Annotated in this window: 19 protein-coding genes; 9 read left to right on the top strand and 10 right to left on the bottom strand. The window is 52.8% G+C overall.

Going from position 1 to position 23,079, the window contains the following annotated elements; genetic code table 11:
- Positions 1-58 precede the first annotated feature (58 nt).
- The 3 genes from polB to rluA all read left to right on the top strand — a co-directional run bounded on the left by polB (position 59) and on the right by rluA (position 6,165).
- Positions 59-2,410, top strand: coding sequence for a DNA polymerase II (gene polB / locus OGX95_RS20135; protein ID WP_286630729.1), 2,352 nt, complete (start codon positions 59-61; stop codon positions 2,408-2,410).
- 177 nt (positions 2,411-2,587) lie between these two features.
- Positions 2,588-5,494, top strand: a complete 2,907-nt coding sequence (gene rapA, locus OGX95_RS20130) for an RNA polymerase-associated protein RapA (RefSeq protein WP_286630728.1) — start codon at positions 2,588-2,590, stop codon at positions 5,492-5,494.
- Between the two features lie 11 nt (positions 5,495-5,505).
- A complete protein-coding gene (gene rluA / locus OGX95_RS20125) occupies positions 5,506-6,165 on the top strand; it encodes a bifunctional tRNA pseudouridine(32) synthase/23S rRNA pseudouridine(746) synthase RluA (protein WP_137383748.1) in 660 nt (219 codons plus the stop codon).
- Positions 6,166-6,306: 141 nt separating this feature from the next.
- Here the strand turns inward: rluA and djlA are convergent, their stop codons facing one another.
- Positions 6,307-7,122, bottom strand: a complete 816-nt coding sequence (gene djlA / locus OGX95_RS20120; RefSeq protein WP_286630727.1) for a co-chaperone DjlA — start codon at positions 7,120-7,122, stop codon at positions 6,307-6,309.
- 450 nt (positions 7,123-7,572) lie between these two features.
- On the opposite strand from djlA, the gene lptD reads away from it, so the two are divergent.
- The 6 genes from lptD (at position 7,573) to apaH (ending at position 14,444) form a co-directional block, all read left to right on the top strand.
- Entirely contained in the window at positions 7,573-9,933 is a 2,361-nt protein-coding gene (lptD, locus tag OGX95_RS20115; protein WP_286630726.1) for an LPS assembly protein LptD, read from the top strand.
- Between the two features lie 179 nt (positions 9,934-10,112).
- Positions 10,113-11,399: a peptidylprolyl isomerase SurA gene (surA, locus tag OGX95_RS20110; protein WP_286630725.1), complete on the top strand. Its 1,287-nt coding sequence runs from the start codon at positions 10,113-10,115 to the stop codon at positions 11,397-11,399.
- Positions 11,399-12,391, top strand: coding sequence for a 4-hydroxythreonine-4-phosphate dehydrogenase PdxA (pdxA, locus tag OGX95_RS20105; protein ID WP_286630724.1), 993 nt, complete (start codon positions 11,399-11,401; stop codon positions 12,389-12,391). Before surA ends, pdxA begins: the two co-directional genes overlap by 1 nt.
- The gene (gene rsmA, locus OGX95_RS20100) at positions 12,384-13,205 is read left to right on the top strand and encodes a 16S rRNA (adenine(1518)-N(6)/adenine(1519)-N(6))-dimethyltransferase RsmA (protein WP_048212723.1); all 822 of its coding nucleotides are present in this window, start codon (positions 12,384-12,386) and stop codon (positions 13,203-13,205) included. The genes pdxA and rsmA overlap by 8 nt, the downstream gene beginning before the upstream one ends.
- 2 nt (positions 13,206-13,207) lie before the next feature.
- Entirely contained in the window at positions 13,208-13,585 is a 378-nt protein-coding gene (gene apaG, locus OGX95_RS20095; RefSeq protein ID WP_003018867.1) for a Co2+/Mg2+ efflux facilitator ApaG/CorD, read from the top strand.
- A 10-nt stretch (positions 13,586-13,595) separates the two neighbouring features.
- The gene (gene apaH, locus OGX95_RS20090) at positions 13,596-14,444 is read left to right on the top strand and encodes a bis(5'-nucleosyl)-tetraphosphatase (symmetrical) ApaH (RefSeq protein ID WP_286630723.1); all 849 of its coding nucleotides are present in this window, start codon (positions 13,596-13,598) and stop codon (positions 14,442-14,444) included.
- Between the two features lie 66 nt (positions 14,445-14,510).
- On the opposite strand, the gene folA is transcribed toward apaH, so the two are convergent.
- The 9 genes from folA to OGX95_RS20045 all read right to left on the bottom strand — a co-directional run bounded on the left by folA (position 14,511) and on the right by OGX95_RS20045 (position 22,800).
- Positions 14,511-14,990, bottom strand: coding sequence for a type 3 dihydrofolate reductase (gene folA / locus OGX95_RS20085; RefSeq protein ID WP_003018873.1), 480 nt, complete (start codon positions 14,988-14,990; stop codon positions 14,511-14,513).
- A 196-nt stretch (positions 14,991-15,186) separates the two neighbouring features.
- Positions 15,187-17,049 (bottom strand): glutathione-regulated potassium-efflux system protein KefC, encoded by a 1,863-nt coding sequence (kefC, locus tag OGX95_RS20080; protein WP_286630722.1) that lies wholly within the window; start codon positions 17,047-17,049, stop codon positions 15,187-15,189.
- Complete coding sequence (gene kefF / locus OGX95_RS20075) at positions 17,042-17,572, bottom strand: glutathione-regulated potassium-efflux system oxidoreductase KefF (protein WP_048212726.1); 531 nt, start codon at positions 17,570-17,572, stop codon at positions 17,042-17,044. The genes kefC and kefF overlap by 8 nt, the downstream gene beginning before the upstream one ends.
- A 103-nt stretch (positions 17,573-17,675) precedes the next feature.
- Entirely contained in the window at positions 17,676-17,909 is a 234-nt protein-coding gene (locus tag OGX95_RS20070; protein WP_271440470.1) for a YgdI/YgdR family lipoprotein, read from the bottom strand.
- Between the two features lie 90 nt (positions 17,910-17,999).
- A complete protein-coding gene (locus OGX95_RS20065) occupies positions 18,000-19,343 on the bottom strand; it encodes an MFS transporter (protein WP_286630721.1) in 1,344 nt (447 codons plus the stop codon).
- 107 nt (positions 19,344-19,450) lie between these two features.
- Positions 19,451-19,738, bottom strand: a complete 288-nt coding sequence (gene fixX / locus OGX95_RS20060; protein WP_096758345.1) for a ferredoxin-like protein FixX — start codon at positions 19,736-19,738, stop codon at positions 19,451-19,453.
- The gene (locus OGX95_RS20055; RefSeq protein ID WP_271449976.1) at positions 19,735-21,021 is read right to left on the bottom strand and encodes an FAD-dependent oxidoreductase; all 1,287 of its coding nucleotides are present in this window, start codon (positions 21,019-21,021) and stop codon (positions 19,735-19,737) included. The genes fixX and OGX95_RS20055 overlap by 4 nt, the downstream gene beginning before the upstream one ends.
- A 51-nt stretch (positions 21,022-21,072) precedes the next feature.
- On the bottom strand, positions 21,073-22,014 hold the full coding sequence (locus OGX95_RS20050) for an electron transfer flavoprotein subunit alpha/FixB family protein (protein WP_286630720.1): 942 nt from the start codon (positions 22,012-22,014) through the stop codon (positions 21,073-21,075).
- 15 nt (positions 22,015-22,029) lie between these two features.
- Positions 22,030-22,800: an electron transfer flavoprotein FixA gene (locus tag OGX95_RS20045; protein ID WP_286630719.1), complete on the bottom strand. Its 771-nt coding sequence runs from the start codon at positions 22,798-22,800 to the stop codon at positions 22,030-22,032.
- Positions 22,801-23,079 lie beyond the last annotated feature (279 nt).

Genomic DNA, 23,079 nt, shown 5'->3' with positions numbered 1-23,079 from the left:
CAGCGAACTCATCAGAACCAGGCTATAATAAGGCCTGGTTTTTTGACGGATACGCAGCGTGGCGCAGGCTGGTTTTATTTTAACCCGACACTGGCGGGATACCCCGCAGGGGACAGAGGTTTCATTCTGGCTGGCAACGGACAATGGGCCACTGCTGGTTACGCTCGCGCCACAGGAATCCGTCGCGTTTATCCCCACACACCAGACGCCTCGCGTAACGTCATTATTACGCACAGAAAACGGCTATCGACTGACACCGCTTACACTCCAGGATTTTCACCGTCAGCCGGTTTCGGGCCTGTATTGCCGCTCGCACCGCCAGCTTATGCGGCTGGAAAAACTGCTGCGTGAAAATGGTGTGACGGTTTACGAAGCCGATGTACGCCCACCAGAACGTTATCTGATGGAACGCTTTATTACCTCCCCGGTTTGGGTCGAAGGTACTCTTCAAAACAACACGCTAATTAATGCCCGACTGAAGCCGAACCCGGACTACCGACCACCGTTGAAATGGGTATCGCTGGATATTGAAACAACGCGTCACGGCGAGCTGTACTGCATCGGCCTTGAAGGTTGCGGGCAGCGCCTTGTCTATATGCTCGGCCCGCCGAATGGCGATTCCTCCCGGCTGGATTTTGAACTTGAGTACGTCGCCAGCCGCCCGCTGTTGCTGGAAAAACTTAACGACTGGATTGCCCGTCACGATCCTGATGTGATCATCGGCTGGAACGTGGTGCAGTTCGATTTACGCGTCCTGCAAAATCATGCTGAACGTTATCGTATCCCACTGCGTTTTGGTCGCGATAACAGCGAACTGGAGTGGCGTGAACATGGTTTTAAAAACGGTGTTTTTTTCGCCCAGGCCAAAGGTCGTCTGATTATTGACGGTATTGAGGCGCTGAAATCCGCATTCTGGAATTTCTCGTCATTCTCGCTGGAAACGGTAGCGCAGGAACTCCTTGGCGAAGGGAAATCGATTGATAATCCCTGGGACAGAATGGACGAAATTGACCGTCGTTTTGCCCACGATAAGCCCGCTCTTGCCACTTACAACCTCAAAGACTGTGAGCTGGTCACGCGTATTTTTCATAAAACCGAGATCATGCCGTTTCTGCTGGAACGTTCGACGGTAAACGGTCTGCCTGTCGACAGGCACGGCGGTTCGGTTGCCGCTTTCGGGCATCTCTACTTACCGCGGATGCACCGCGCCGGTTACGTCGCGCCCAATCTGGGGGAAGTTCCCCCTCATGCCAGCCCCGGCGGCTATGTGATGGACTCGCGCCCGGGTTTGTACGACTCTGTATTAGTACTGGATTACAAAAGCCTGTATCCCTCAATTATCCGTACTTTCTTGATAGACCCCGTGGGGCTTATCGAAGGGATGGCACATCCGGACCCGTTGTACAGCACCGAAGGATTCCTCGACGCGTGGTTCTCCCGCGAAAAGCACTGTCTGCCGGAGATTGTTACCCAAATCTGGCACGGGCGTGACGAAGCGAAACGTCACGGTAATAAACCGCTCTCTCAGGCGCTAAAAATCATCATGAATGCGTTTTATGGCGTACTTGGCACCACCGCTTGTCGCTTCTTTGATCCGCGACTGGCCTCGTCGATCACCATGCGCGGCCATGCGATCATGCGCCAGACAAAAGCGCTGATAGAAGCACAGGGCTACGATGTCATCTATGGCGATACTGACTCGACCTTTGTCTGGCTCAAAGGTGCGCACACGGAAGAGAATGCCGCCAGAATTGGTCGTGAGTTAGTCAGTCATGTCAATAACTGGTGGGCGCAATCACTACAACAGCAAAACCTGACCAGCGCGCTGGAGCTGGAGTTTGAAACCCATTTCTGTCGCTTTCTTATGCCCACCATCCGCGGTGCCGATACCGGCAGCAAAAAGCGTTACGCCGGGATGATCCAGGAAGGTAGTGCACAACGCATGGTGTTTAAAGGCCTGGAAACGGTACGGACAGACTGGACACCGCTGGCACAGCAGTTTCAGCAGGCGCTGTACCTGCGAATTTTTCGCAACGAGCCTTACCAGGCATTTGTCCGCGAGACCATCGACAAGTTAATGGCGGGTGAACTGGATGAACAACTGATTTATCGCAAACGCCTGCGCCGCCCGTTAAGCGAATACCAGCGTAATGTCCCACCGCACGTTCGCGCGGCGCGACTCGCCGATGAACAGAATGCAAAACTCGGCCGCCCACCGCAGTATCAAAATCGCGGGACGATCAAATATGTCTGGACGGTAAATGGCCCAGAACCCGTGGATTATCAACAATCCCCCCTAGATTACGAGCACTATCTGACCCGGCAAATACAGCCCGTAGCCGAGGGAATTCTTCCCTTTATTGATGATAACTTTGCTACACTACTCACAGGGCAACTGGGGTTATTTTGACGCGTGACGAAACCGCCGCCATCCAGTACCATAGCGCCCTTTCCATTCCTGGACCCATTTAACACCACTACCACTGATTTATTAGCCTGGTAGCGGGGTCGTATGCTCTCAAAACCTCGGGCTAGCCCGAAAAATGACGAGTATTGCCTGCAATTAAAGATATAGAGCCGAACACATATGCCTTTTACACTTGGTCAACGCTGGATCAGCGATACAGAAAGCGAATTGGGACTTGGTACCGTTGTCGCCATGGATGCGCGAACCGTCACTTTACTTTTCTCATCGACGGGCGAAAACCGTCTGTATGCGCGCAGTGATTCCCCCGTGACCCGCGTGATGTTCAATCCTGGCGATACGATAACAAGCCATGAAGGCTGGCAACTGCATGTCGATGAAGTAAAAGAAGAAAACGGCCTGCTTGCTTATATCGGAACCCGTCTCGATACCGAAGAAACTGGCGTCATGCTGCGTGAAGTGCTGCTCGACAGCAAGCTGGTGTTCAGTAAACCCCAGGATCGCCTGTTTGCTGGCCAGATTGACCGTATGGACCGCTTCGCGCTGCGTTATCGCGCGCGTAAATTTCAAAGCGAGCAGTACCGCATGCCGTGGAGTGGTCTGCGCGGTCAGCGCACCAGCCTGATCCCACACCAGCTTAACATCGCCCACGATGTCGGCCGCCGCCACGCTCCCCGCGTGTTACTGGCTGACGAAGTAGGCTTAGGCAAAACCATTGAAGCCGGGATGATCCTGCATCAGCAACTGCTGTCTGGTGCTGCCGAGCGCATACTGATCATCGTTCCTGAAACTTTACAGCACCAGTGGCTGGTCGAAATGCTGCGTCGTTTCAACCTGCGCTTTGCGCTGTTTGATGATGAGCGCTATGCCGAAGCGCAGCATGATGCCTATAACCCGTTTGAAACCGAACAGCTGATCATCTGCTCGCTGGACTTTGCCCGTCGTAGCAAACAGCGTCTTGAACATTTGTGTGACGCGGAATGGGATCTGTTGGTGGTCGATGAAGCCCATCATCTGGTGTGGAGCGAAGATGCGCCCAGCCGTGAGTATATGGCGATAGAGCAACTGGCAGAGCGTGTGCCGGGTATCCTGCTGCTGACCGCAACGCCGGAACAACTCGGCATGGAAAGTCACTTTGCGCGTTTGCGCCTGCTGGACCCAAGCCGCTTCCACGATTTTGCCCAGTTCGTTGAAGAACAAAAGAATTATCGCCCGGTTGCCGATGCGGTTGCCATGCTGCTGGCAGGTAACAAGCTGAGTAACGATGAGCTAAACATGCTCGGCGACATGATTGGCGAACAGGATATTGAGCCGCTATTGCAGGCTGCGAACAGCGACAGTGACGACGCCCAAAGTGCGCGTCAGGAGCTGGTTTCGATGCTGATGGACAGACACGGCACCAGCCGCGTGCTGTTCCGTAACACCCGTAACGGTGTGAAAGGCTTCCCGAAACGCGAACTGCATACCATCAAGCTGCCGCTGCCAACCCAATACCAGACAGCAATCAAAGTCTCGGGCATTATGGGCGCGCGTAAGAGTGCGGAAGACCGGGCTCGCGACATGCTCTACCCCGAACAAATTTATCAGGAATTTGAAGGCGATACCGGCACCTGGTGGAACTTTGACCCGCGCGTTGAATGGCTGATGGGTTACCTGACCAGCCACCGCTCGCAGAAAGTGCTGGTGATCTGCGCGAAAGCCACCACCGCGTTGCAACTTGAGCAAGTGCTACGCGAGCGCGAAGGTATCCGCGCCGCCGTGTTCCATGAAGGGATGTCGATCATTGAACGTGACCGTGCCGCGGCCTGGTTTAGTGAAGAAGACAGTGGCGCCCAGGTGATGCTGTGTTCTGAAATCGGCTCAGAAGGGCGTAACTTCCAGTTCGCCAGCAACCTGGTCATGTTCGACCTGCCATTCAACCCGGATCTGCTGGAACAGCGTATCGGCCGTCTGGATCGTATTGGCCAGGCGCATGATATTCAGATCCACGTTCCTTATCTGGAAAAAACCGCGCAGTCCGTGCTGGTACGCTGGTACCACGAAGGTCTGGATGCATTCGAACACACCTGCCCGACCGGTCGCACCATCTATGATACGGTTTATAACAATCTGATCGGCTTCCTGGCTGAACCGGAAAACACCGATGGCTTTGATGACCTGATCAAAACCTGCCGCGAACAGCACGATGCCCTGAAAGCACAGCTGGAGCAAGGACGTGACCGCCTGCTGGAAATTCACTCCAATGGCGGTGAAAAAGCGTTAGCGCTGGCCGAGAGCATTGAAGAGCAGGATGACGACACCAGCCTGATCGCCTTTGCCATGAACCTGTTTGATATCGTCGGTATTAATCAGGATGACCGTGGCGACAATTTAATCGTGCTGACGCCGTCCGATCATATGCTGGTACCGGATTTCCCTGGTCTGCCGGAAGATGGCTGCACCATCACGTTTGAACGTGATGTGGCCCTGTCGCGTGAAGACGCGCAGTTTATTACCTGGGAGCACCCGCTGATCCGCAACGGCCTGGATTTAATCCTCTCCGGCGACACGGGTAGCAGCACAATATCTCTGCTGAAAAACAAAGCATTGCCGGTCGGCACACTGTTGGTTGAGCTGGTCTATGTAGTGGAAGCGCAGGCGCCGAAGCAACTGCAGTTGAACCGCTTTCTGCCCCCTACGCCGGTACGCATGCTGCTGGATAAAAATGGGAATAACCTCGCCGCCCAGGTTGAATTCGAAACCTTCAACCGCCAACTCAGCGCGGTTAACCGTCACACCGGTAGCAAACTGGTCAACGCCGTGCAGCAGGATGTTCACGCCATTCTGCAACTGGGCGAAGCGCAGGTTGAGAAGTCGGCCCGGGCGCTTATCGATGCAGCACGTAAAGAAGCAGATGAGAAGCTGACTGCGGAACTGTCGCGTCTCGAAGCGCTACGAGCCGTAAACCCGAACATCCGTGATGACGAGCTTGCAGCCATAGAAAGCAACCGTCAGCAGGTGATGGAAAGCCTCGATCAGGCTGGCTGGCGACTGGATGCGCTACGTCTGATCGTCGTGACGCATCAGTAACGGAGCTGAAAATGGGGATGGAGAACTACAATCCGCCGCAGGAGCCCTGGTTGGTTATCCTGTACCAGGACGAGCACATTATGGTGGTCAACAAGCCGAGCGGCTTGTTGTCCGTACCGGGTCGCCTTGATGAGCATAAAGACAGCGTGATGACACGTATTCAGCGCGACTATCCACAAGCCGAATCCGTACATCGTCTGGATATGGCCACCAGCGGCGTGATTGTAGTGGCGCTGACCAAAGCAGCAGAGCGCGAACTCAAACGTCAGTTTCGCGAGCGTGAGCCGAAGAAGCAGTACGTGGCGCGGGTGTGGGGACATCCTGCACCTGCCGAGGGCCTGGTTGATTTACCACTGATTTGTGACTGGCCCAACCGGCCAAAGCAGAAAGTGTGTTATGAGACCGGGAAATCCGCGCAGACCGAGTATGAAGTGGTAGAGTTCGCGGCGGACAACACCGCCCGGGTGGTGCTCAAACCCATAACCGGACGCTCCCACCAGCTGCGTGTGCATATGCTGGCGTTAGGGCATCCGATCCTCGGCGACCGCTTCTATGCGCCACCGGAGGCGCTGGCAATGGCACCGAGACTGCTGCTGCACGCAGAGATGTTAACCATCACCCATCCCGAATACGGCAACAGTATGACATTTAAGGTCCCGGCAGATTTTTGAGGTGCAGCGCTTCCCGAACCGGGCGTTATTGGCGCAGCCAGTTTGGACACGGACAGCGCGCAACCGCAGGAGCGTACACGTAGTACGTGACTGTGGTGAGCACTGCCCAGGTTCAAAATGGCAAGTAAAATAGCCCGGAACCTACTTGAAGCCTTTCTGTTCTTTAATTAACTCGTAAGCCTTTTGAATCTCCTGCGCTTTCTGCTTCGCCATTTCCATCATTTCTGGCGGCAGGCCTTTCGCAACCAGTTTGTCCGGATGGTGCTCGCTCATCAACTTACGATATGCGCGCTTAATGGTGGTTGCATCATCTGTTGCTTTTACCCCCAACACGTTACAGGCGTCTTCCAGCGTGGGGCCGCGTTGCGCCTGCTGCCAGCCACCGCCCGCAGATTGCTGTTGATACCCGCCGCCAAACTGCGCACCCCCCTGCATCATGCGCAGGAACTGATCAAACTGGGTACGCGAAATCCCCAGTTCTTCAGCGATGACGTACAGCACTTCACGCTCATTAGGGTGCAGAGAACCATCGGCAAACGCGGCCTGAATTTGAATCTCCAGAAACATGCGGATCAGATCGAATCGACCAAAACAGACGCTACGAAACTGACGCATCTTTTCACGTAATGGGTAATTGTCTGATTTTCCAACGCGGAAAGCATGCTGCGCCGCAGTACGCGAATCACCGTGCAAATTCATGCGGTCCATCAACTGGCTGGCGATATGAATATCCGCCTCAGTAACACGTCCCTTGGATTTAGTCAGATGCCCCATCACCTCAAAAGTGGTGGAAAAAAACAGCGTCTGACGCTCTCGTTGGTTGGCGAACCACGCCATTTTGCGCATGCGAGCTTTGTCGAACATATGGCCAACTAACAGGCCTAACACCACACCCCAGAAGCCGCCGCCCATCATTAAGGCCACGGCCACACCAATAATCTTTCCCCAATACTGCATACATTCCCCAAATCTTTATGCTCCTGGCCAGGCTATGTCCCACAATATAAGGTGCTTTTACCGTTTTACGGCTGCGGTCAATTGTGGGACATAGCCTATAATTTGCATTATCATACCTGTCATTCAATGCCGTGCCTAACACCACAAACGCTATACCCGTTGGATTTCGAGTTACGACAAGGCAGCAACGCAGTGACAAACTCGTCTGGAACGAATTTGAACTACCGCAGGCTGCCTCCGATGAGGGATAAAGAAGTCCCTCACGACATCCCCTGGCGCTTTACAGTGCAGGTAACTGGGGAAAACGATAAAGACAACGAATATGCAGCTTGAAAGGTGACGGGTATAAAATGGGCAGGATTAATACTAGCGAAGTGAAGATGAGATAAGTTAGGCTGTGACCGTTTGTCACGCGCGACGCTACTGATGATGGAACAATAAATACAACGTATGAAAAAACGTATTCCCACTCTTCTGGCCACCATGATTGCCAGCGCCCTCTATAGTCAACAGGGCCTGGCAGCCGATCTCGCCTCACAGTGCATGTTGGGCGTGCCAAGCTACAACCGTCCTCTGGTGCAGGGCGATACCAATGAGTTACCTGTCACCATCAATGCCGATCACGCGAAAGGGAACTACCCTGATGACGCCGTGTTTACCGGCAACGTGGATATTGCGCAGGGTAACAGCCGCCTACAAGCCGATGAAGTGCAGCTTCATCAAAAGCAGGCCGAAGGTCAACCCGCTCCGGTTCGTACCGTCGATGCGCTGGGTAACGTCCATTATGATGACAACCAGGTCATTCTGAAGGGACCAAAGGGTTGGGCAAACCTGAATACGAAGGACACCAACGTCTGGGAAGGTGACTACCAGATGGTGGGACGTCAGGGGCGTGGGAAAGCGGACCTGATGAAACAACGCGGTGAGAATCGCTACACCATTCTGGAAAACGGCAGTTTTACCTCCTGTCTTCCGGGTTCCAATACCTGGAGCGTCGTCGGTAGCGAAGTGATCCATGACCGTGAAGAACAGGTCGCTGAAATCTGGAACGCCCGTTTTAAGCTGGGCCCGGTTCCTGTGTTTTACAGCCCCTATTTACAACTCCCTGTCGGCGATAAGCGCCGTTCCGGTTTCTTGATCCCGAACGCAAAATACTCCACCAAGAACTATTTTGAGTTCTACCTGCCGTATTACTGGAATATCGCGCCCAACATGGACGCCACCATTACACCGCATTATATGCATCGCCGTGGCGGTATTATGTGGGAGAACGAATTCCGTTACCTGACCCAGGCGGGTATGGGTCTGATGGAGTTCGACTATCTGAATTCCGACCGGGTCTACGACGACGAACATCCGAATGATGATAATTCACGCCGCTGGCTGTTTTACTGGCAACATGCTGGTGTGATGGACCAGGTGTGGCGTTTCAACGTCGACTACACCAAAGTCAGCGACTCCAGCTACTTTAATGATTTTGACAATAAGTACGGTTCCAGTACCGACGGTTATGCGACACAGAAATTCAGCGTTGGCTATGCGGTGCAAAACTTTGATGCGACGGTCTCAACTAAACAGTTTCAGGTTTTTGACGATCAGAACAGCAGTAGTTATTCCGCAGAACCGCAGTTAGACGTCAACTTCTATCAGAATGACGTCGGTCCATTTGATACCCGTATTTATGGACAGGCGGTGCATTTCGTCAATACCAATGACGACATGCCGGAAGCAACGCGTGTTCATCTTGAGCCGACCATCAATCTGCCGCTATCCAATCAGTGGGGAAGTATCAACACTGAAGCGAAGCTGATGGCGACGCACTACCAGCAGACGAATCTGGACTGGTACAACAACAATCCGGGTAACGTAAATAAGCTCGACGACTCCGCTAACCGCGTCATGCCGCAGTTCAAAGTCGACGGTAAGTTGGTATTCGAACGTGACATGGAAATGCTGGCACCGGGCTATACCCAGACGCTGGAGCCGCGTGCGCAGTATTTGTATGTGCCATATCGCAACCAAAGTCATATCTATAACTATGACTCTTCCCTGCTGCAAGCTGACTATAGCGGCCTGTTCCGTGACCGCACCTATGGCGGTCTGGACCGTATTGCTTCTGCTAACCAGGTCACGACCGGTGTCACATCTCGCGTTTATGATGACGCGGCCGTTGAACGTTTTAATATTTCTGTGGGTCAAATCTACTATTTCACCGAGTCTCGCACTGGCGATGACAACATTAAATGGGAGAATGACGACAAAACCGGTTCACTGGTATGGGCTGGCGATACCTACTGGCGCATCTCCGATCGTTGGGGTTTACGCAGTGGGATCCAGTACGACACACGCCTGGACAGTATCGCCACCAGCAGCAGCAGCATCGAATACCGTCGCGACGAAAACCGTATGCTGCAGTTGAACTATCGCTATGCCAGCCCGGAATATATTCAGGCGACCCTGCCCTCGTATTACTCTACGGCAGATCAGTATAAAAACGGGATTTCTCAGGTGGGTGCAGTGGCGAGCGTGCCGATCGCCGATCGTTGGTCAATCGTCGGGGCTTACTACTTCGATACCAATGTGAACAAAGTGGCGGATTCCATGCTGGGCTTGCAGTACAACTCCTGCTGTTATGCCATTCGCGTCGGCTACGAACGTAAGCTGAATGGTTGGGATGACACCCAGAAACACGCGGTATATGACAACTCGATCGGCTTTAATATCGAACTGCGCGGCCTGAGCTCTAACTATGGCCTTGGCACCAACCAGATGCTGCGTTCGAACATTTTGCCGTATCAAAGCTCTTTATGATCTGATTTATTGATACCCAATGGATTTCGAGCTGCATTGAGGCGGCAACTGAGAGAATCCCCAGGAGCTTACATAAGTAAGTGACTGGGGTGAGTAAAGGCAGCCAACAAAAATGCGGCTGGAAAGACGAAGGGTATACTACGTAATCCGCATTGCGGTTAATTGATAATGGAAAAAGTATGAAGAACTGGAAAACGCTGCTTCTCGGTATCGCCATGGTCGCGAATACCAGTTTCGCTGCCCCACAGGTAGTCGATAAAGTCGCAGCCGTCGTCAATAACGGCGTCGTTCTGGAAAGCGACGTCGATGGCTTAATGCAGTCAGTAAAACTTAATGCGGGTCAGGCAGGTCAGCAGTTACCGGACGATGCCACGCTGCGTCATCAGATCCTGGAACGTTTGATCATGGATCAAATCGTTCTGCAGATGGGTCAGAAGATGGGCGTAAAAATCTCTGATGAGCAGTTAGACCAGGCCATTGCCAACATTGCCAAGCAGAACAATATGACGCTGGATCAAATGCGCAGCCGTCTGGCTCAGGATGGTCTGAGTTATTCGACCTATCGCAACCAGATCCGTAAAGAGATGACCATCTCTGAAGTGCGTAACAATGAAGTCCGCCGTCGCGTCACGATCCTGCCACAGGAAGTTGATGCCCTGGCGCAACAAGTTGGCAACCAAAATGATGCCAGCACCGAGCTGAACCTGAGCCACATTTTGATTCCATTACCGGAAAACCCAACGTCAGATCAGGTTAACCAGGCGGAAAGCCAGGCACGTTCTGTGGTTGACGAAGCGCGTAGCGGTAGCGATTTTGGCAAGCTGGCCATCACCTATTCTGCTGACCAGCAGGCGCTGAAAGGCGGTCAGATGGGCTGGGGACGTATTCAGGAACTGCCCGGTATCTTTGCTCAGGCGTTAAGCACCGCAAAAAAAGGCGATATTATTGGCCCGATTCGTTCAGGTGTCGGCTTCCATATTCTGAAAGTCAACGATATGCGTGGCCAGAGCCAGAACGTCTCCGTGACTGAAGTTCATGCCCGCCATATTCTGCTGAAACCGTCGCCGATCATGACCGATCAACAGGCTCGCCTGAAACTGGAACAAATTGCGGCTGATATTAAGAGCGGTAAAACGACCTTTGCAGCAGCGGCAAAAGAGTTCTCTCAGGATCCGGGATCAGCAAACCAGGGCGGTGACCTGGGTTGGGCGGCAGCCGATATTTTCGATCCTGCTTTCCGCGATGCACTGACCCGCCTGAACAAAGGTCAGATGAGCGCTCCGGTGCACTCTTCCTTCGGCTGGCATCTGATCGAGCTGCTGGATACGCGTAATGTTGATAAAACTGACGCGGCACAGAAAGACAAGGCTTATCGCATGCTGATGAACCGTAAATTCTCGGAAGAAGCAGCGACCTGGATGCAGGAACAGCGCGCCAGTGCGTACGTTAAAATTCTGAGCAACTAATGACTCGAACTCAACGTGTTGTGATCACTCCCGGCGAACCTGCCGGGATTGGTCCGGACCTTGTGGTCCAGCTTGCACAGCGCGAGTGGCCGGTAGAACTCGTTGTTTGTGCTGATGCCACGCTACTCCGTGACCGGGCAGCCATGCTCGGTTTACCGCTCTCGCTCCTACCCTACTCTCCGGATACTCCAGTCAAACCACAATCAGCCGGTACGCTGACGCTATTGCCGGTTGCGCTACGTGCACCTGTCGTCGCGGGTCAACTGGCGGTAGAGAATGGGCAATATGTGGTCGACACGCTGGCCCGTGCCTGCGATGGTTGTCTACAGGGCGAGTTTGCAGCGCTGATAACCGGCCCCGTTCACAAAGGCGTGATCAATGACGCTGGCGTGCCGTTTACCGGTCATACTGAGTTTTTTGAAGACCGCTCACAAGCGAAGAAAGTCGTGATGATGCTGGCGACGGAAGAACTGCGTGTTGCTCTGGCGACCACACATCTGCCGCTTAAAGCCGTTGCTGACGCCATTACCCCGGCATTATTGCGAGAAGTGATCGGCATTCTGCATCATGATTTACGTACTAAATTTGGCCTGAACGATCCGCATATTCTGGTTTGCGGATTGAACCCGCATGCGGGAGAAGGTGGTCATATGGGGACGGAAGAAATAGACACCATCATCCCGGTACTGGATGAAATGCGTGCGCAGGGGATGACATTAAACGGTCCACTGCCTGCAGATACCCTGTTTCAGCCCAAATATCTCGACAGCGCGGATGCCGTGCTGGCAATGTACCACGATCAGGGCCTCCCCGTGCTAAAATACCAGGGATTTGGTCGCGGAGTGAATATCACGCTGGGCCTGCCCTTTATTCGCACATCCGTTGATCACGGCACCGCACTTGAACTGGCGGGTCGTGGGCAAGCAGATGTCGGCAGTTTTATTACGGCGCTTAACCTCGCCATCAAAATGATTGTTAATACCAATGAATAATCGAGTCCATCAGGGCCATTTAGCCCGTAAACGTTTCGGGCAAAACTTCCTCAACGATCAGTTTGTGATCGAAAGTATTGTCTCTGCTATCAACCCGCAAAAGGGTCAGGCAATGGTCGAAATCGGCCCGGGCCTTGCTGCATTGACCGAGCCAGTAGGCGAACGTCTGGACAAGCTCACGGTCATCGAACTGGACCGCGATCTGGCTGCGCGTCTGCAAACACACCCGTTTTTAGGGCCAAAGCTGACTATTTATCAACAAGATGCCATGACCATGAACTTCGGTGAGCTATCACAAACGATGGGTCAGCCGCTGCGCGTATTTGGCAACCTGCCGTACAACATCTCCACACCGCTGATGTTCCATCTTTTTACCTATACTGATGCCATTGCCGACATGCATTTCATGCTGCAAAAAGAGGTGGTCAATCGTCTGGTTGCAGGGCCAAACAGTAAAGCGTATGGTCGATTAAGCGTCATGGCGCAATATTACTGCAATGTGATCCCGGTGCTCGAAGTTCCACCGTCGGCTTTCACACCAGCACCGAAAGTAGATTCCGCCGTTGTACGCCTGGTCCCTCACGCGACGATGCCGTACCCGGTTAAAGATGTTCGCGTCCTGAGCCGCATTACTACCGAAGCGTTTAATCAGCGCCGTAAAACGGTACGTAATAGCCTCGGAAATCTGTTCAGCGTTGAAGTCCTGACAGAGTTGGGCATTGACCCGGCAATGCGAGCGGAAAATATCTCTGTCGCGCAATACTGCCGGATGGCTAACTATCTGTCAGAAAACGCGCCTTCGAAGGAGAGTTAAGCATGATCAATTCGCCCCGAGTGTGTATTCAGGTACAAAGCGTCTACATTGAGGCGCAATCCTCACCTGATGATGAACGTTACGTTTTTGCTTATACCGTGACTATCCGCAATTTGGGGCGAGCGCCAGTGCAGCTGTTGGGGCGTTATTGGTTGATAACCAATGGTCATGGGCGCGAAACCGAAGTTCAGGGTGAAGGTGTAGTTGGCGTTCAGCCTCACATCGAACCTGGCGAAGAGTACCAATACACCAGCGGTGCCGTTATTGAAACACCGCTGGGCACCATGCAGGGTCATTACGAAATGATCGATGAGCAGGGCATCGCCTTTACTATCGATATTCCCGTATTCCGACTTGCCGTTCCAACACTCATTCATTAAAACAATATCTATGGCAACATACCTGATTGGCGACGTTCATGGTTGCTACGATGAACTGACAGCATTGCTGCATCAAGTAGATTTTACCCCTGGAAAAGACACCTTATGGCTCACCGGCGATTTGGTCGCACGTGGGCCAGGATCGCTGGACGTCCTGCGCTATGTGAAATCGCTGGGCGACAGCGTGCGCCTGGTATTGGGTAATCACGATTTACACCTGCTGGCCGTGTTTGCCGGAATCAGTCGTAATAAACCAAAAGACAGAGTCACATCGCTGCTCGAAGCACCGGATGCTGACGAATTAATTAACTGGCTTCGCCGTCAGCCGCTGCTGCAGGTAGACGAAGAGAAAAAACTGGTCATGGCGCATGCTGGCATTACCCCTCAATGGGATTTGCAGACCGCGAAAGACTGTGCACGGGACGTGGAAGCCGTGCTGTCGAGTGACTCTTATCCGTTTTTCCTTGATGCGATGTACGGCGACATGCCGAACAACTGGACGCCGGAGCTGACGGGACTGGCCCGTTTGCGCTTTATTACTAACGCCTTTACCCGCATGCGTTACTGCTTCCCCAACGGCCAGTTGGATATGTACAGCAAAGAGTCACCAGAAGATGCCCCAGCCCCGCTAAAGCCGTGGTTTGCTATACCCGGTCCCGTCAGTGAAGCCTATAGCATTGCATTCGGACACTGGGCATCGCTGGAGGGAAAAGGCACACCGGAAGGTATTTACGCGCTGGATACGGGCTGCTGTTGGGGGGGAGATCTCACCTGTCTGCGCTGGGAAGACAAACAGTACTTCGTGCAGGCATCAAATCGCCATTTGAATCTGGATCCCGGCGAGGCGGTAAACGCCTGATAGTCGTCTGCCGGATGCGGTGCTCGCACCTTATCCGGCCTACGAATGTGCCATCAGGCATCCAAATTAACGACGCTCCAGAATCTCGAAGCAGTAGCTGTGGGAGTTTTGTGCGTCGGCATCGTGGAATTCGCTGAACACGGATTCCCAGTCATCAGGCTCGTAGTCCGGGAAATGCGTATCCCCTTCCACTTCCGCATCAATATGCGTCAGATACAGTTTCTGCGCTTTCGGCAGGAACTGCTCATACACGCGCCCACCGCCGATCACCATAATTTCAGGTTCATCGCCACAGGCTGCAATCGCCTCATCAACAGACTTCACCCACTGCACGCGATCGTCGGTGCCGGGTTTGCTGCTGATGACGATATTTTTACGCCCAGGCAGCGGTCGCCCGATGGATTCCCAGGTATGGCGTCCCATGACAACCGGTTTGTTTAAGGTATTACGTTTAAACCAGGCGAGATCGGCAGGTAGGTTCCACGGCATGGCGTTCTCCATACCGATGACGCGATCTACCGCTAACGCCGCAATCAGACTGATCATTGATTATTTCCCGGATACAAAAAAATTGTCGCCACTATACGGAAAGCGCAATCTTTCGTCGACTAGCCAAAGGAAGATGTGCAGGAAAATTTTCTGTTCTGCTGGCGAGTCCGTGAATTCTGAGTGGACTCCCAGCATTACAGTAGTTCAAAAACAGCCAATTAGCAGTAAAGTTTGCAGAACATCACATTTTTCCCTACGCTAACGGTTTCACTTCCGGCTCATCGGCGGTGTCGCCCGTATGTTTACCTTCATCCGTGCCTTGCCAGCCATGGCGTTGAATTAACGATAAATGTTGACGATCTTCGGCAATAATTTCACTCAGCATTGCGCTGGTACGCTTATAAACAGCCGCGCGGGAAATCGCGTCATCTTCGCCTTTCACCATCTCCTCAACCATCAATATATTGAAGCGCCGGAAGACGTCAGCTCGCTCACGTGCTTCATAGCGCCCAAGCCCGAGACTTTCCAACGCCAGTCGTCCGGTCTTTAATGCTCCTTCGAAGGTTTCACGTTCCGGCATTTCCACCCCGGCCTGGCGCAGGCGGATGTAGTGATCCACATCGCGCGCACGAGCAATAATGTGCAGATGCGGGAAGTGATCTTTCACCATCTCGGTCAGTTGCAGGCTGGTTTGGGGATCGTCGATTGCATTAATGATCACTTCCGCTTTGGCTGCTCCCGCAGACTCCAGCAGATCCATACGAGTCGCATCGCCATAGAAAACCTTCATACCAAATTTGCGCAACGTCTCAACATGATCCGGATCGTGATCAAGGACCACCATCTTGACGCCACTCGACAACAGCAGACGACCAGTTATCTGACCGAAACGTCCAAACCCAGCGATGATTACCCGCGGTTGTTCTTCATCAATTTCATCCGCTTCACGTTCTTCACCGGTAGCCGATTTTTCCAGACGCGTCAGGACAACCAGTAAAATCGGTGTAGCCGCCATCGACAATGCCACCGCCAGCGTCAGTGCTTTCGCCCATTCGGGATCGAGCACATTTGCCATTTGCGCCGCGCCAAATACCACGAAAGCAAATTCACTGCCCTGCCCTAATAATACGGCAAACCAGCGACGCTGCTTACCCGGCACCTGTAATGGCCGGGCAATAAGCCACAGCATCACCGTTTTAATGACCAGGAAACCGACCAACAGAACGATAATCCGCAATGGGTTATCAATCAGCGTACCGAAATCGATAGACATACCCACGCCGATGAAAAACAGCCCTAACAGCAGGCCTTTAAAAGGCTCAATATCGCTTTCCAACGCATGACGATACTCAGAGCTCGCCAACAGAACGCCCGCCAGAAACGCGCCCATTGCCATTGACAACCCGACCTCTTCCAGCAGCAAACCAAAGCCGAAAACGAGGAACAGCGCGACGGCGCTAAACACTTCTCGCAGGCCCGAGCGGGCGACAAAACGCAATGCCGGACGCGTGACATAACGCCCTAACAGCACCACCAACGTCAGCGCCCCCGCCACTTTAAGCGCCGACAGCGCAAATGCCCCCAGTGTTGTCGATGCTCCGCTCGCTGCCAGCAATGGGATCATCGCCACCAGCGGAATGGCCGCGATATCCTGGAACAGCAGCACGGCAAACGCGCTACGCCCCATTTGCGACACCATCAGGTTACGTTCATTCATTGCCTGCATAGCAATCGCGGTGGATGAAAGCGCCAGCGTCATACCGATCAGCTCCGCCACCTGCCAGCGCAGTCCGAGGAACATACAGAACAGGCCAATCAGCCCACCACAGACCACCATCTGCAATGCACCGCCGCCAAACACTGAGGCCCGTAGCTTCCACAGACGCTGTGGATCCAGCTCCAGACCAATAACAAACAGCATCAGCACCACACCGATTTCCGCAAAATGCAGGATAGATTCGGCGTCCGTCACCAACCTCAAGCCCCACGGACCGATAATGCACCCGGCGATGAGATAGCCTAGCACCGACCCTAAGCCCAGCCGCACGGCGATGGGTACAATCAGCGCTGCCGAACCGAGATAAATCAGCGCCTGTATCAGCGTATGACTATCCATGGTGCTCCTCCTGCCATTCCATCAGACGTTGTTTATAGTGGCGCGCCTGCGCCTGTAGCGTTTCATCATCACAGATGAACGTACAGTGCATGGCAAACGGTGGCAGCCATTTGAGTCCGCAATATAACGCCGTGGCCTGTAAAGGCTGGGAAAGCACGTCAAACCCGGGGTGGGAACCGATATCAAAGTGGTTTTCACCGCCGCCAGTGGTTACGGCCCACATCAGGTGTTTGCCATGCAGCGCGGTACCGCCGTGACCATACGCCCAGCCGTGGGAGAGGACCTTATCCATCCACAGTTTGAGTAACGGAGGTGTGCTGTACCATTGCATGGGATGTTGCCAGATAATCAGGCTCGCACGTGACAGCGCGTCCTGTTCTGCAGCGATATCGATATTGAAATCGGGATAGAGTTCGTAGAGCGAACGAACCTCTACCCCCTCCAGTGTCCTTACCTGCTCAAGCATCCGCTTATTCGCATGCGAATGCTGCGGATAGGGATGTGCATAAATGATGAGAATCATGATTAGCCTGCTTCACTGCATTATTGTAATAACAGTGAGTTTAGTCAGTTAATCCGCAGGCTAAAAGTCAATATTATTGAGTAGATGAATGTAGAAAACTGAACTAGTTGTCCAGCTCGCTCATATTCTTAACCTGATCGCGGTTAATTTGTTCCGTCTTACCCGTTTCCGCGTTTTTATACGAGACCAGGCCCGTATCTTCATCCACCTGCGGTTTGCCATCGGTGACGATCGTTTTGCCATCGGTCGTTTTCACCGCCTGATTAGAGGAACAACCGGCAACAGTAAACAGTGCTGCGGCGGTAAAAATAGAAGTGATCAGAATATGTTTTTGCATGGTGTTCTCCCTGCTTTTCAGTCATTTTCAGTGATATACCCGTTAACTGTAGGCTAACTGACTGAGTCACAGGGAAAATACAGAACACTCTTAAACACTCGCTTTGGGTATCGGTTTTCTACGAATCGTCATTTGACTGGTTTGTGTCAGCGTCAATCCTCGCGTTTCTGGCGCGAAAGCAATAGAAACCAGCAGGCCAATCAACGAAATCCCTGCCCCCATTAACATCACGGAGTTAATCCCATATTTAGTGATGAAGATCGGCAGTGCCCATGTTGAAACAATGGTTCCGATGCGGCTCAACGACATAATCACACCAACGGCAGACGCACGAATATCGGTAGGGAACAGTTCATTAGGATACAACCATTGCAGGTTCCCTGGACCTCCAGAGAAAAACGCATACACAGCGAAGGCCAGCACCACCAGCCAGACCCCCATATCAGGGATCAGCCCCAAAGCGGCCAACGCCAGCGTCATCATAATAAAGCTACCAATCAACAACGGCCGACGACCTGCGCTATTGAGCCAGAACATCGGTGGAATACAGCCCAGCATGAAACACAGACTGATCACCACATTACCCAACGCGGCGCTTTTCCCAACACCAAGGCCCAGCAAGCCAACAATCTGCGGACCAAACGTGTAAATAGCAAACATCGGGATCACCTGGCAGGTCCAGATGGCCGCGACAAACAAAACAAATGGAAAGTGACGACGATTAAACAACTGAAGAAAACGGGTTTCCTGTGGCGCTTCTTCGTCGAACACCACCGGTTCACCGAACAGTTTGATCATCATCGCTTCACACTCTTTCACCCGGCCTTTTCGCAACAGCCAGCGCGGCGATTCAGGAAGATCAAAACGGCCAATCAGGATCAAAATGCAGGGGATCACGGCGCTGCCGAGCATCCAACGCCATCCGCCCTCAACATCATACAGCCAGTAGCCGACCAGATCGGCGCAGGTGGCACCGACGTACCACATCGCGGCAATAAAACCGATGGAAAACGCGCGTTGACGGGTATTGGAAAACTCGGTGATCATCGAAGTCGCAATCGGGTAATCGGCGCCAATGACCACCCCAATTAATACGCGCATCACTAACAACTCAACGGGCGAGGTCACAAACATCGTCGCCGCCGATATCACGCCAATGGCGATAATATCGATGATGAACATTTTGCGCCGCCCGACCTTATCGGAAATGTAACCAAACAGCGACGTACCAACAAATAGCCCAGCCAGCGTTCCGGCACCCAGCAGACCAATCCACTCGGCATCCAGTTTTAACGCTGGCGTGAGCTGCTCTAGCGCAACACCAATCATCACCAGCACATACCCATCCAGGAATGGTCCACCGCTGCCCCACAGCATTATCCGGCGGTGAATAGAGGTAAATTTGATGTCATCAAAGTTCCTGGGCTGCTGCATGGTGATGTCCTGCTTTATTTAACTTAATGCCTAATGGTGCGTAGCTTTAAGGCCTACGTACTGTGCCTGTAGGCCGGATAAGGCGAAGCCGCCATCCGGCACCAGGTTTAGCCGTAGCGGAACTCCACACCAAACGTCCCGCGCGGGTATTCCCATTTTTCCAGCGCCGTATCGAGTCCGAGAATTCGACACGTCCCGCACTCAAGGCACCCGGCGTAATCAAAACGCACGCTGCCATCATCCTGCTTTTTATACAGCCCCGCCGGACAGGCCTTAATCAGCACCTCCAGTACCTGTTTATCCGGCTGTGTTTTCAGAATGATATGTGGGCTCTCTTCATCCACATTGAATTTATTGACGCCCAGTTTGACGTCCACATTGACGGGAGATGTCATAATACGGTCACTCCTTTCAGGCCATCTTTCATCAGGTTGATGAACCCCACTTTCTTCGCATGGCGTAGAATTTTTTTACGCATGGGTACCGGGGCTGAACCATCGACGGTGAATAGATCGCGGGCAATACTGACCGCCATTTCGGGATAGGCGGTAAACATGCGTGGATTATCAAGAAATGCAGGCAGTTTTTGATACATGCGCATGTCGCGCATCGGGCCATCATCCAGGTGCTGATGGTATTCACCGAGCGACTGTTTGCTAAAGTCGTCACGCGTCATGGCAGAAAGCACCGTCTTCGCCGCCGCCTCACCTGCCGATATCGCTAAATCCATACCTCGAATGGTGAAACCGAGATTCATACACATCCCGGCAGCATCACCGGCAATCAGTACACCATCGCCTACCAGCTCAGGCTGCATATTCATTCCGGCTTCCGGTACGACGTGCGCGGCGTATTCCACCAGCTTGCCACCGGCAATCAGCGGCGCTACAGCCGGATGCTGTTTGAAATCTTCCAGCATTTGCGGGACCGATTTTTTCGCGTCTTTCAAATGGTGAAGACCACAGACCAGCCCCAGAGAGAGCGTTGTTTCATTGGTATACAGGAAGCCGCCTCCCATCAGACCATCGGTTGGCGACCCGGCAAACAGACAGGCGGCGCCTTCGTTACCCTGCAACTGAAAGCGATCCTCAATCACCGACTTTGGCAACTCGATCAGCTCTTTCACGCCAACAGCGACATGCGCAGCCTGAACGCGCTTTGCCATTCCCAACTTTTCTGCCAACAGAGAATTCACCCCATCGGCAAGGATCACCACTTTCGCTTCCAGAATATCGCCATCAGCTTCCACGCCCACGACTTTGCCATCGCGCTGCACGACGTTATCCACACGAATACCGGTGATCAGTTGAGCGCCGGCTTCTTCGGCCTGCTCCATCAGCCAGGCGTCAAACTTACTGCGTAATACGGAATAAGAAACCTGCGACGATGCAGCATCCTCACCGTTGCAATAATCGATAGTCATCGCCCCTTTGTCGGTCATAAAGGCGAGTTTTTCGTGGGTAATCACACGTTCAATCGGGGCTTGTTCTGCAAAGCCTGGGATAATGCGCTCCAGACTATGCGCATACATGCGCCCGCCGGTGACATTCTTCGCGCCAGCAGAATTTCCGCGCTCGATAACCAACACCTGTGCGCCTTCACGGGCGAGCACCAGCGCCGCAACCGAACCGGCCAGGCCTGCACCCACGATGATGGCATCAAAGATATCTTCGGACATAACAAACTCCTCTCTCGCAACAGGGTACTCTCGTACCCTGCCCGATATGGTTTAGCGCGCTAATGCAGCTGTCAGCGCAGGCAGGATCTTCAGTGCATCACCAACGATACCGAAATCCGCATACTGGAAGATCGGTGCATTTTTGTCTTTATTGATAGCGAAGATCGTCTGCGCGCCGTTGGCGCCAACCATATGTTGGATCTGTCCGGAGATCCCCACGGCCAGATACAGTTCAGGTTTCAACATCAGGTTAGAAATACCAACGTAACGCTCGTGCTCCATCCACTTCTCGTTCTCCGCTACCGGGCGGGAACAGGCCAGCTCAGCGCCAATCGTCTGACACAGCGCTTCAGCCAGAGAGATATTCTCTTTGCTGCCAATACCGCGTCCCACGCTGACCACCAGACGCGCCTTATCGAGATCAACGCTATTACTTTTACGCGCCTGAGTAGCGGTGCGGGTAACGGCGGTGGCCGGAGCCTGCCACTGCACAGTGTGCATCTCGCCGTTACGGGAGGTGTCTGGCTGTTGGGCGTCAAATGTCCCGCTACTCAGCGTCAGTACGGCAAACGGTGACGCGATGGTTTCCGCTCCCATTGCCAGGCCACCGTAGACCATATGTTTGACCGCTGCTTTCCCGTCCTGCAATGTCACTGCACTGGCATCGTTGGAAACTGCCGCTGACAACCGAAAACCCAGTTTTGCCGCTAACAGCTTGCCGCGACGCGTATTCGGCAGCAGTACCGCCCCCCCTTCGCTGTGCTGACGAATAGTCTCAGCCATTACCCCGGCGTAATCCTCCATCAGGCGATCTTCTGGCTTACCGCTGAGCAACCAGGCATGATCCGCACCCAGCTGGAATGCCATCGCGCTATCAGCGTCATTCAGTACGAATGTGTTAACTTTTTCACCTAAAGCCTGCGCACCACTCATCAGTTCCGGCAGACGAGAAGGGGTATCGCTGAATACCCAGACACTGGAAAACTTGTTCATAACATCCCCTGATAATTAAATGATTTTGCGAAGATTCTCGACAAATGCGGCAATCTGTTCTTCACCGTCGCCTTCAATCACAACGCGTTGACGCTCGCGTTGTTTCGGTGCGGCAACCTGTTGTACGGAATACGCCTGTGCGCCAGTAAACCCAATGTCCGCTGGCGACCAGACCTGAACCGGCTTTTTCGCTGCGCCGAGAATGGCTTTCATAGAAGGGATTTGTGGCGTGTTGATGTCAGTTGAGACTGCAATCACCGCCGGCAGCGGTATGCTCAGGGTCTCAATTTCATCTTCCAGCTCGCGTTCTACCGTAAGGATATTATCCGTTAGGGACAGGATCTTGCTTACACCGTTAATCGCCGGGATATTCAGCGCTTCACCCACCAGCAGACCAACCTGTTGTGCGTACAAATCGGAAGAACCATCACCACAGATAATCAGATCAAAGCCTGATTTTTGTGCGGCAGCGGCCAGCGCGCTCGCGGTATGTTGTGGCAGCGCCTGTTCAAACTGATCGTCAATCACCACGATCAGTTCATCAGGGCCACGGGAGAGCACATCTTTACGCCCTTTGGCGTTGGTCAGTGCTTTCCCCCCCACACTTATGGCGACAACCTGTGTCTCTCCTTGCTGCTGTTTTAACTGACAAGCAGCTTCAATTGCATTCAGATCATATTGGCTGATTTTGCCATCCGCTTTGCTGAAATCCAGTGAACCGTCAGCATTATTAATTGCAATATCCTGTTCATCAGGTACGCATTTGTAGCAAGTAATTATCTTCATTGCATCTCCAGAAATCATGAAGGAAACGTTATTTATATCGGCGGTGTTAAATACAAATATCACGCTCTTTAATTCGGAAATAAAACATTAATCACCAATATTGAAAATGTCACACATTGATATTCATAACTTTCAATAGTGTTATGCATCTCACCAATATTGAAAGAAGCGTGTCAAACAGGAAAATTTTCAATATTGTTTGCTGGTTCAAAAATATTGAAAGACAAACACTTAAAAAAGTTAAAAAACCAACACTAAGCAATTGAATAAAAAGAATTA

The sequence above is a fragment of the Citrobacter sp. Cu233 genome (genome assembly GCF_030332225.1).
Lineage (GTDB): Bacteria > Pseudomonadota > Gammaproteobacteria > Enterobacterales > Enterobacteriaceae > Citrobacter.
The sequence above is the reverse complement of the archived record's forward strand: the minus strand, read 5'-3'. Positions and strand labels throughout refer to the sequence as shown.

Coding starts and splice junctions, on each gene's coding strand:
- rapA (WP_286630728.1), top strand. CDS start 2,588: ATGCCTTTTACACTTGGTCAACGCTGGATCAGCGATACAGAAAGCGAA.
- rluA (WP_137383748.1), top strand. CDS start 5,506: ATGGGGATGGAGAACTACAATCCGCCGCAGGAGCCCTGGTTGGTTATC.
- djlA (WP_286630727.1), bottom strand. CDS start 7,122: ATGCAGTATTGGGGAAAGATTATTGGTGTGGCCGTGGCCTTAATGATG.
- lptD (WP_286630726.1), top strand. CDS start 7,573: ATGAAAAAACGTATTCCCACTCTTCTGGCCACCATGATTGCCAGCGCC.
- surA (WP_286630725.1), top strand. CDS start 10,113: ATGAAGAACTGGAAAACGCTGCTTCTCGGTATCGCCATGGTCGCGAAT.
- pdxA (WP_286630724.1), top strand. CDS start 11,399: ATGACTCGAACTCAACGTGTTGTGATCACTCCCGGCGAACCTGCCGGG.
- rsmA (WP_048212723.1), top strand. CDS start 12,384: ATGAATAATCGAGTCCATCAGGGCCATTTAGCCCGTAAACGTTTCGGG.
- apaG (WP_003018867.1), top strand. CDS start 13,208: ATGATCAATTCGCCCCGAGTGTGTATTCAGGTACAAAGCGTCTACATT.
- apaH (WP_286630723.1), top strand. CDS start 13,596: ATGGCAACATACCTGATTGGCGACGTTCATGGTTGCTACGATGAACTG.
- folA (WP_003018873.1), bottom strand. CDS start 14,990: ATGATCAGTCTGATTGCGGCGTTAGCGGTAGATCGCGTCATCGGTATG.
- kefC (WP_286630722.1), bottom strand. CDS start 17,049: ATGGATAGTCATACGCTGATACAGGCGCTGATTTATCTCGGTTCGGCA.
- kefF (WP_048212726.1), bottom strand. CDS start 17,572: ATGATTCTCATCATTTATGCACATCCCTATCCGCAGCATTCGCATGCG.
- OGX95_RS20070 (WP_271440470.1), bottom strand. CDS start 17,909: ATGCAAAAACATATTCTGATCACTTCTATTTTTACCGCCGCAGCACTG.
- OGX95_RS20065 (WP_286630721.1), bottom strand. CDS start 19,343: ATGCAGCAGCCCAGGAACTTTGATGACATCAAATTTACCTCTATTCAC.
- fixX (WP_096758345.1), bottom strand. CDS start 19,738: ATGACATCTCCCGTCAATGTGGACGTCAAACTGGGCGTCAATAAATTC.
- OGX95_RS20055 (WP_271449976.1), bottom strand. CDS start 21,021: ATGTCCGAAGATATCTTTGATGCCATCATCGTGGGTGCAGGCCTGGCC.
- OGX95_RS20050 (WP_286630720.1), bottom strand. CDS start 22,014: ATGAACAAGTTTTCCAGTGTCTGGGTATTCAGCGATACCCCTTCTCGT.
- OGX95_RS20045 (WP_286630719.1), bottom strand. CDS start 22,800: ATGAAGATAATTACTTGCTACAAATGCGTACCTGATGAACAGGATATT.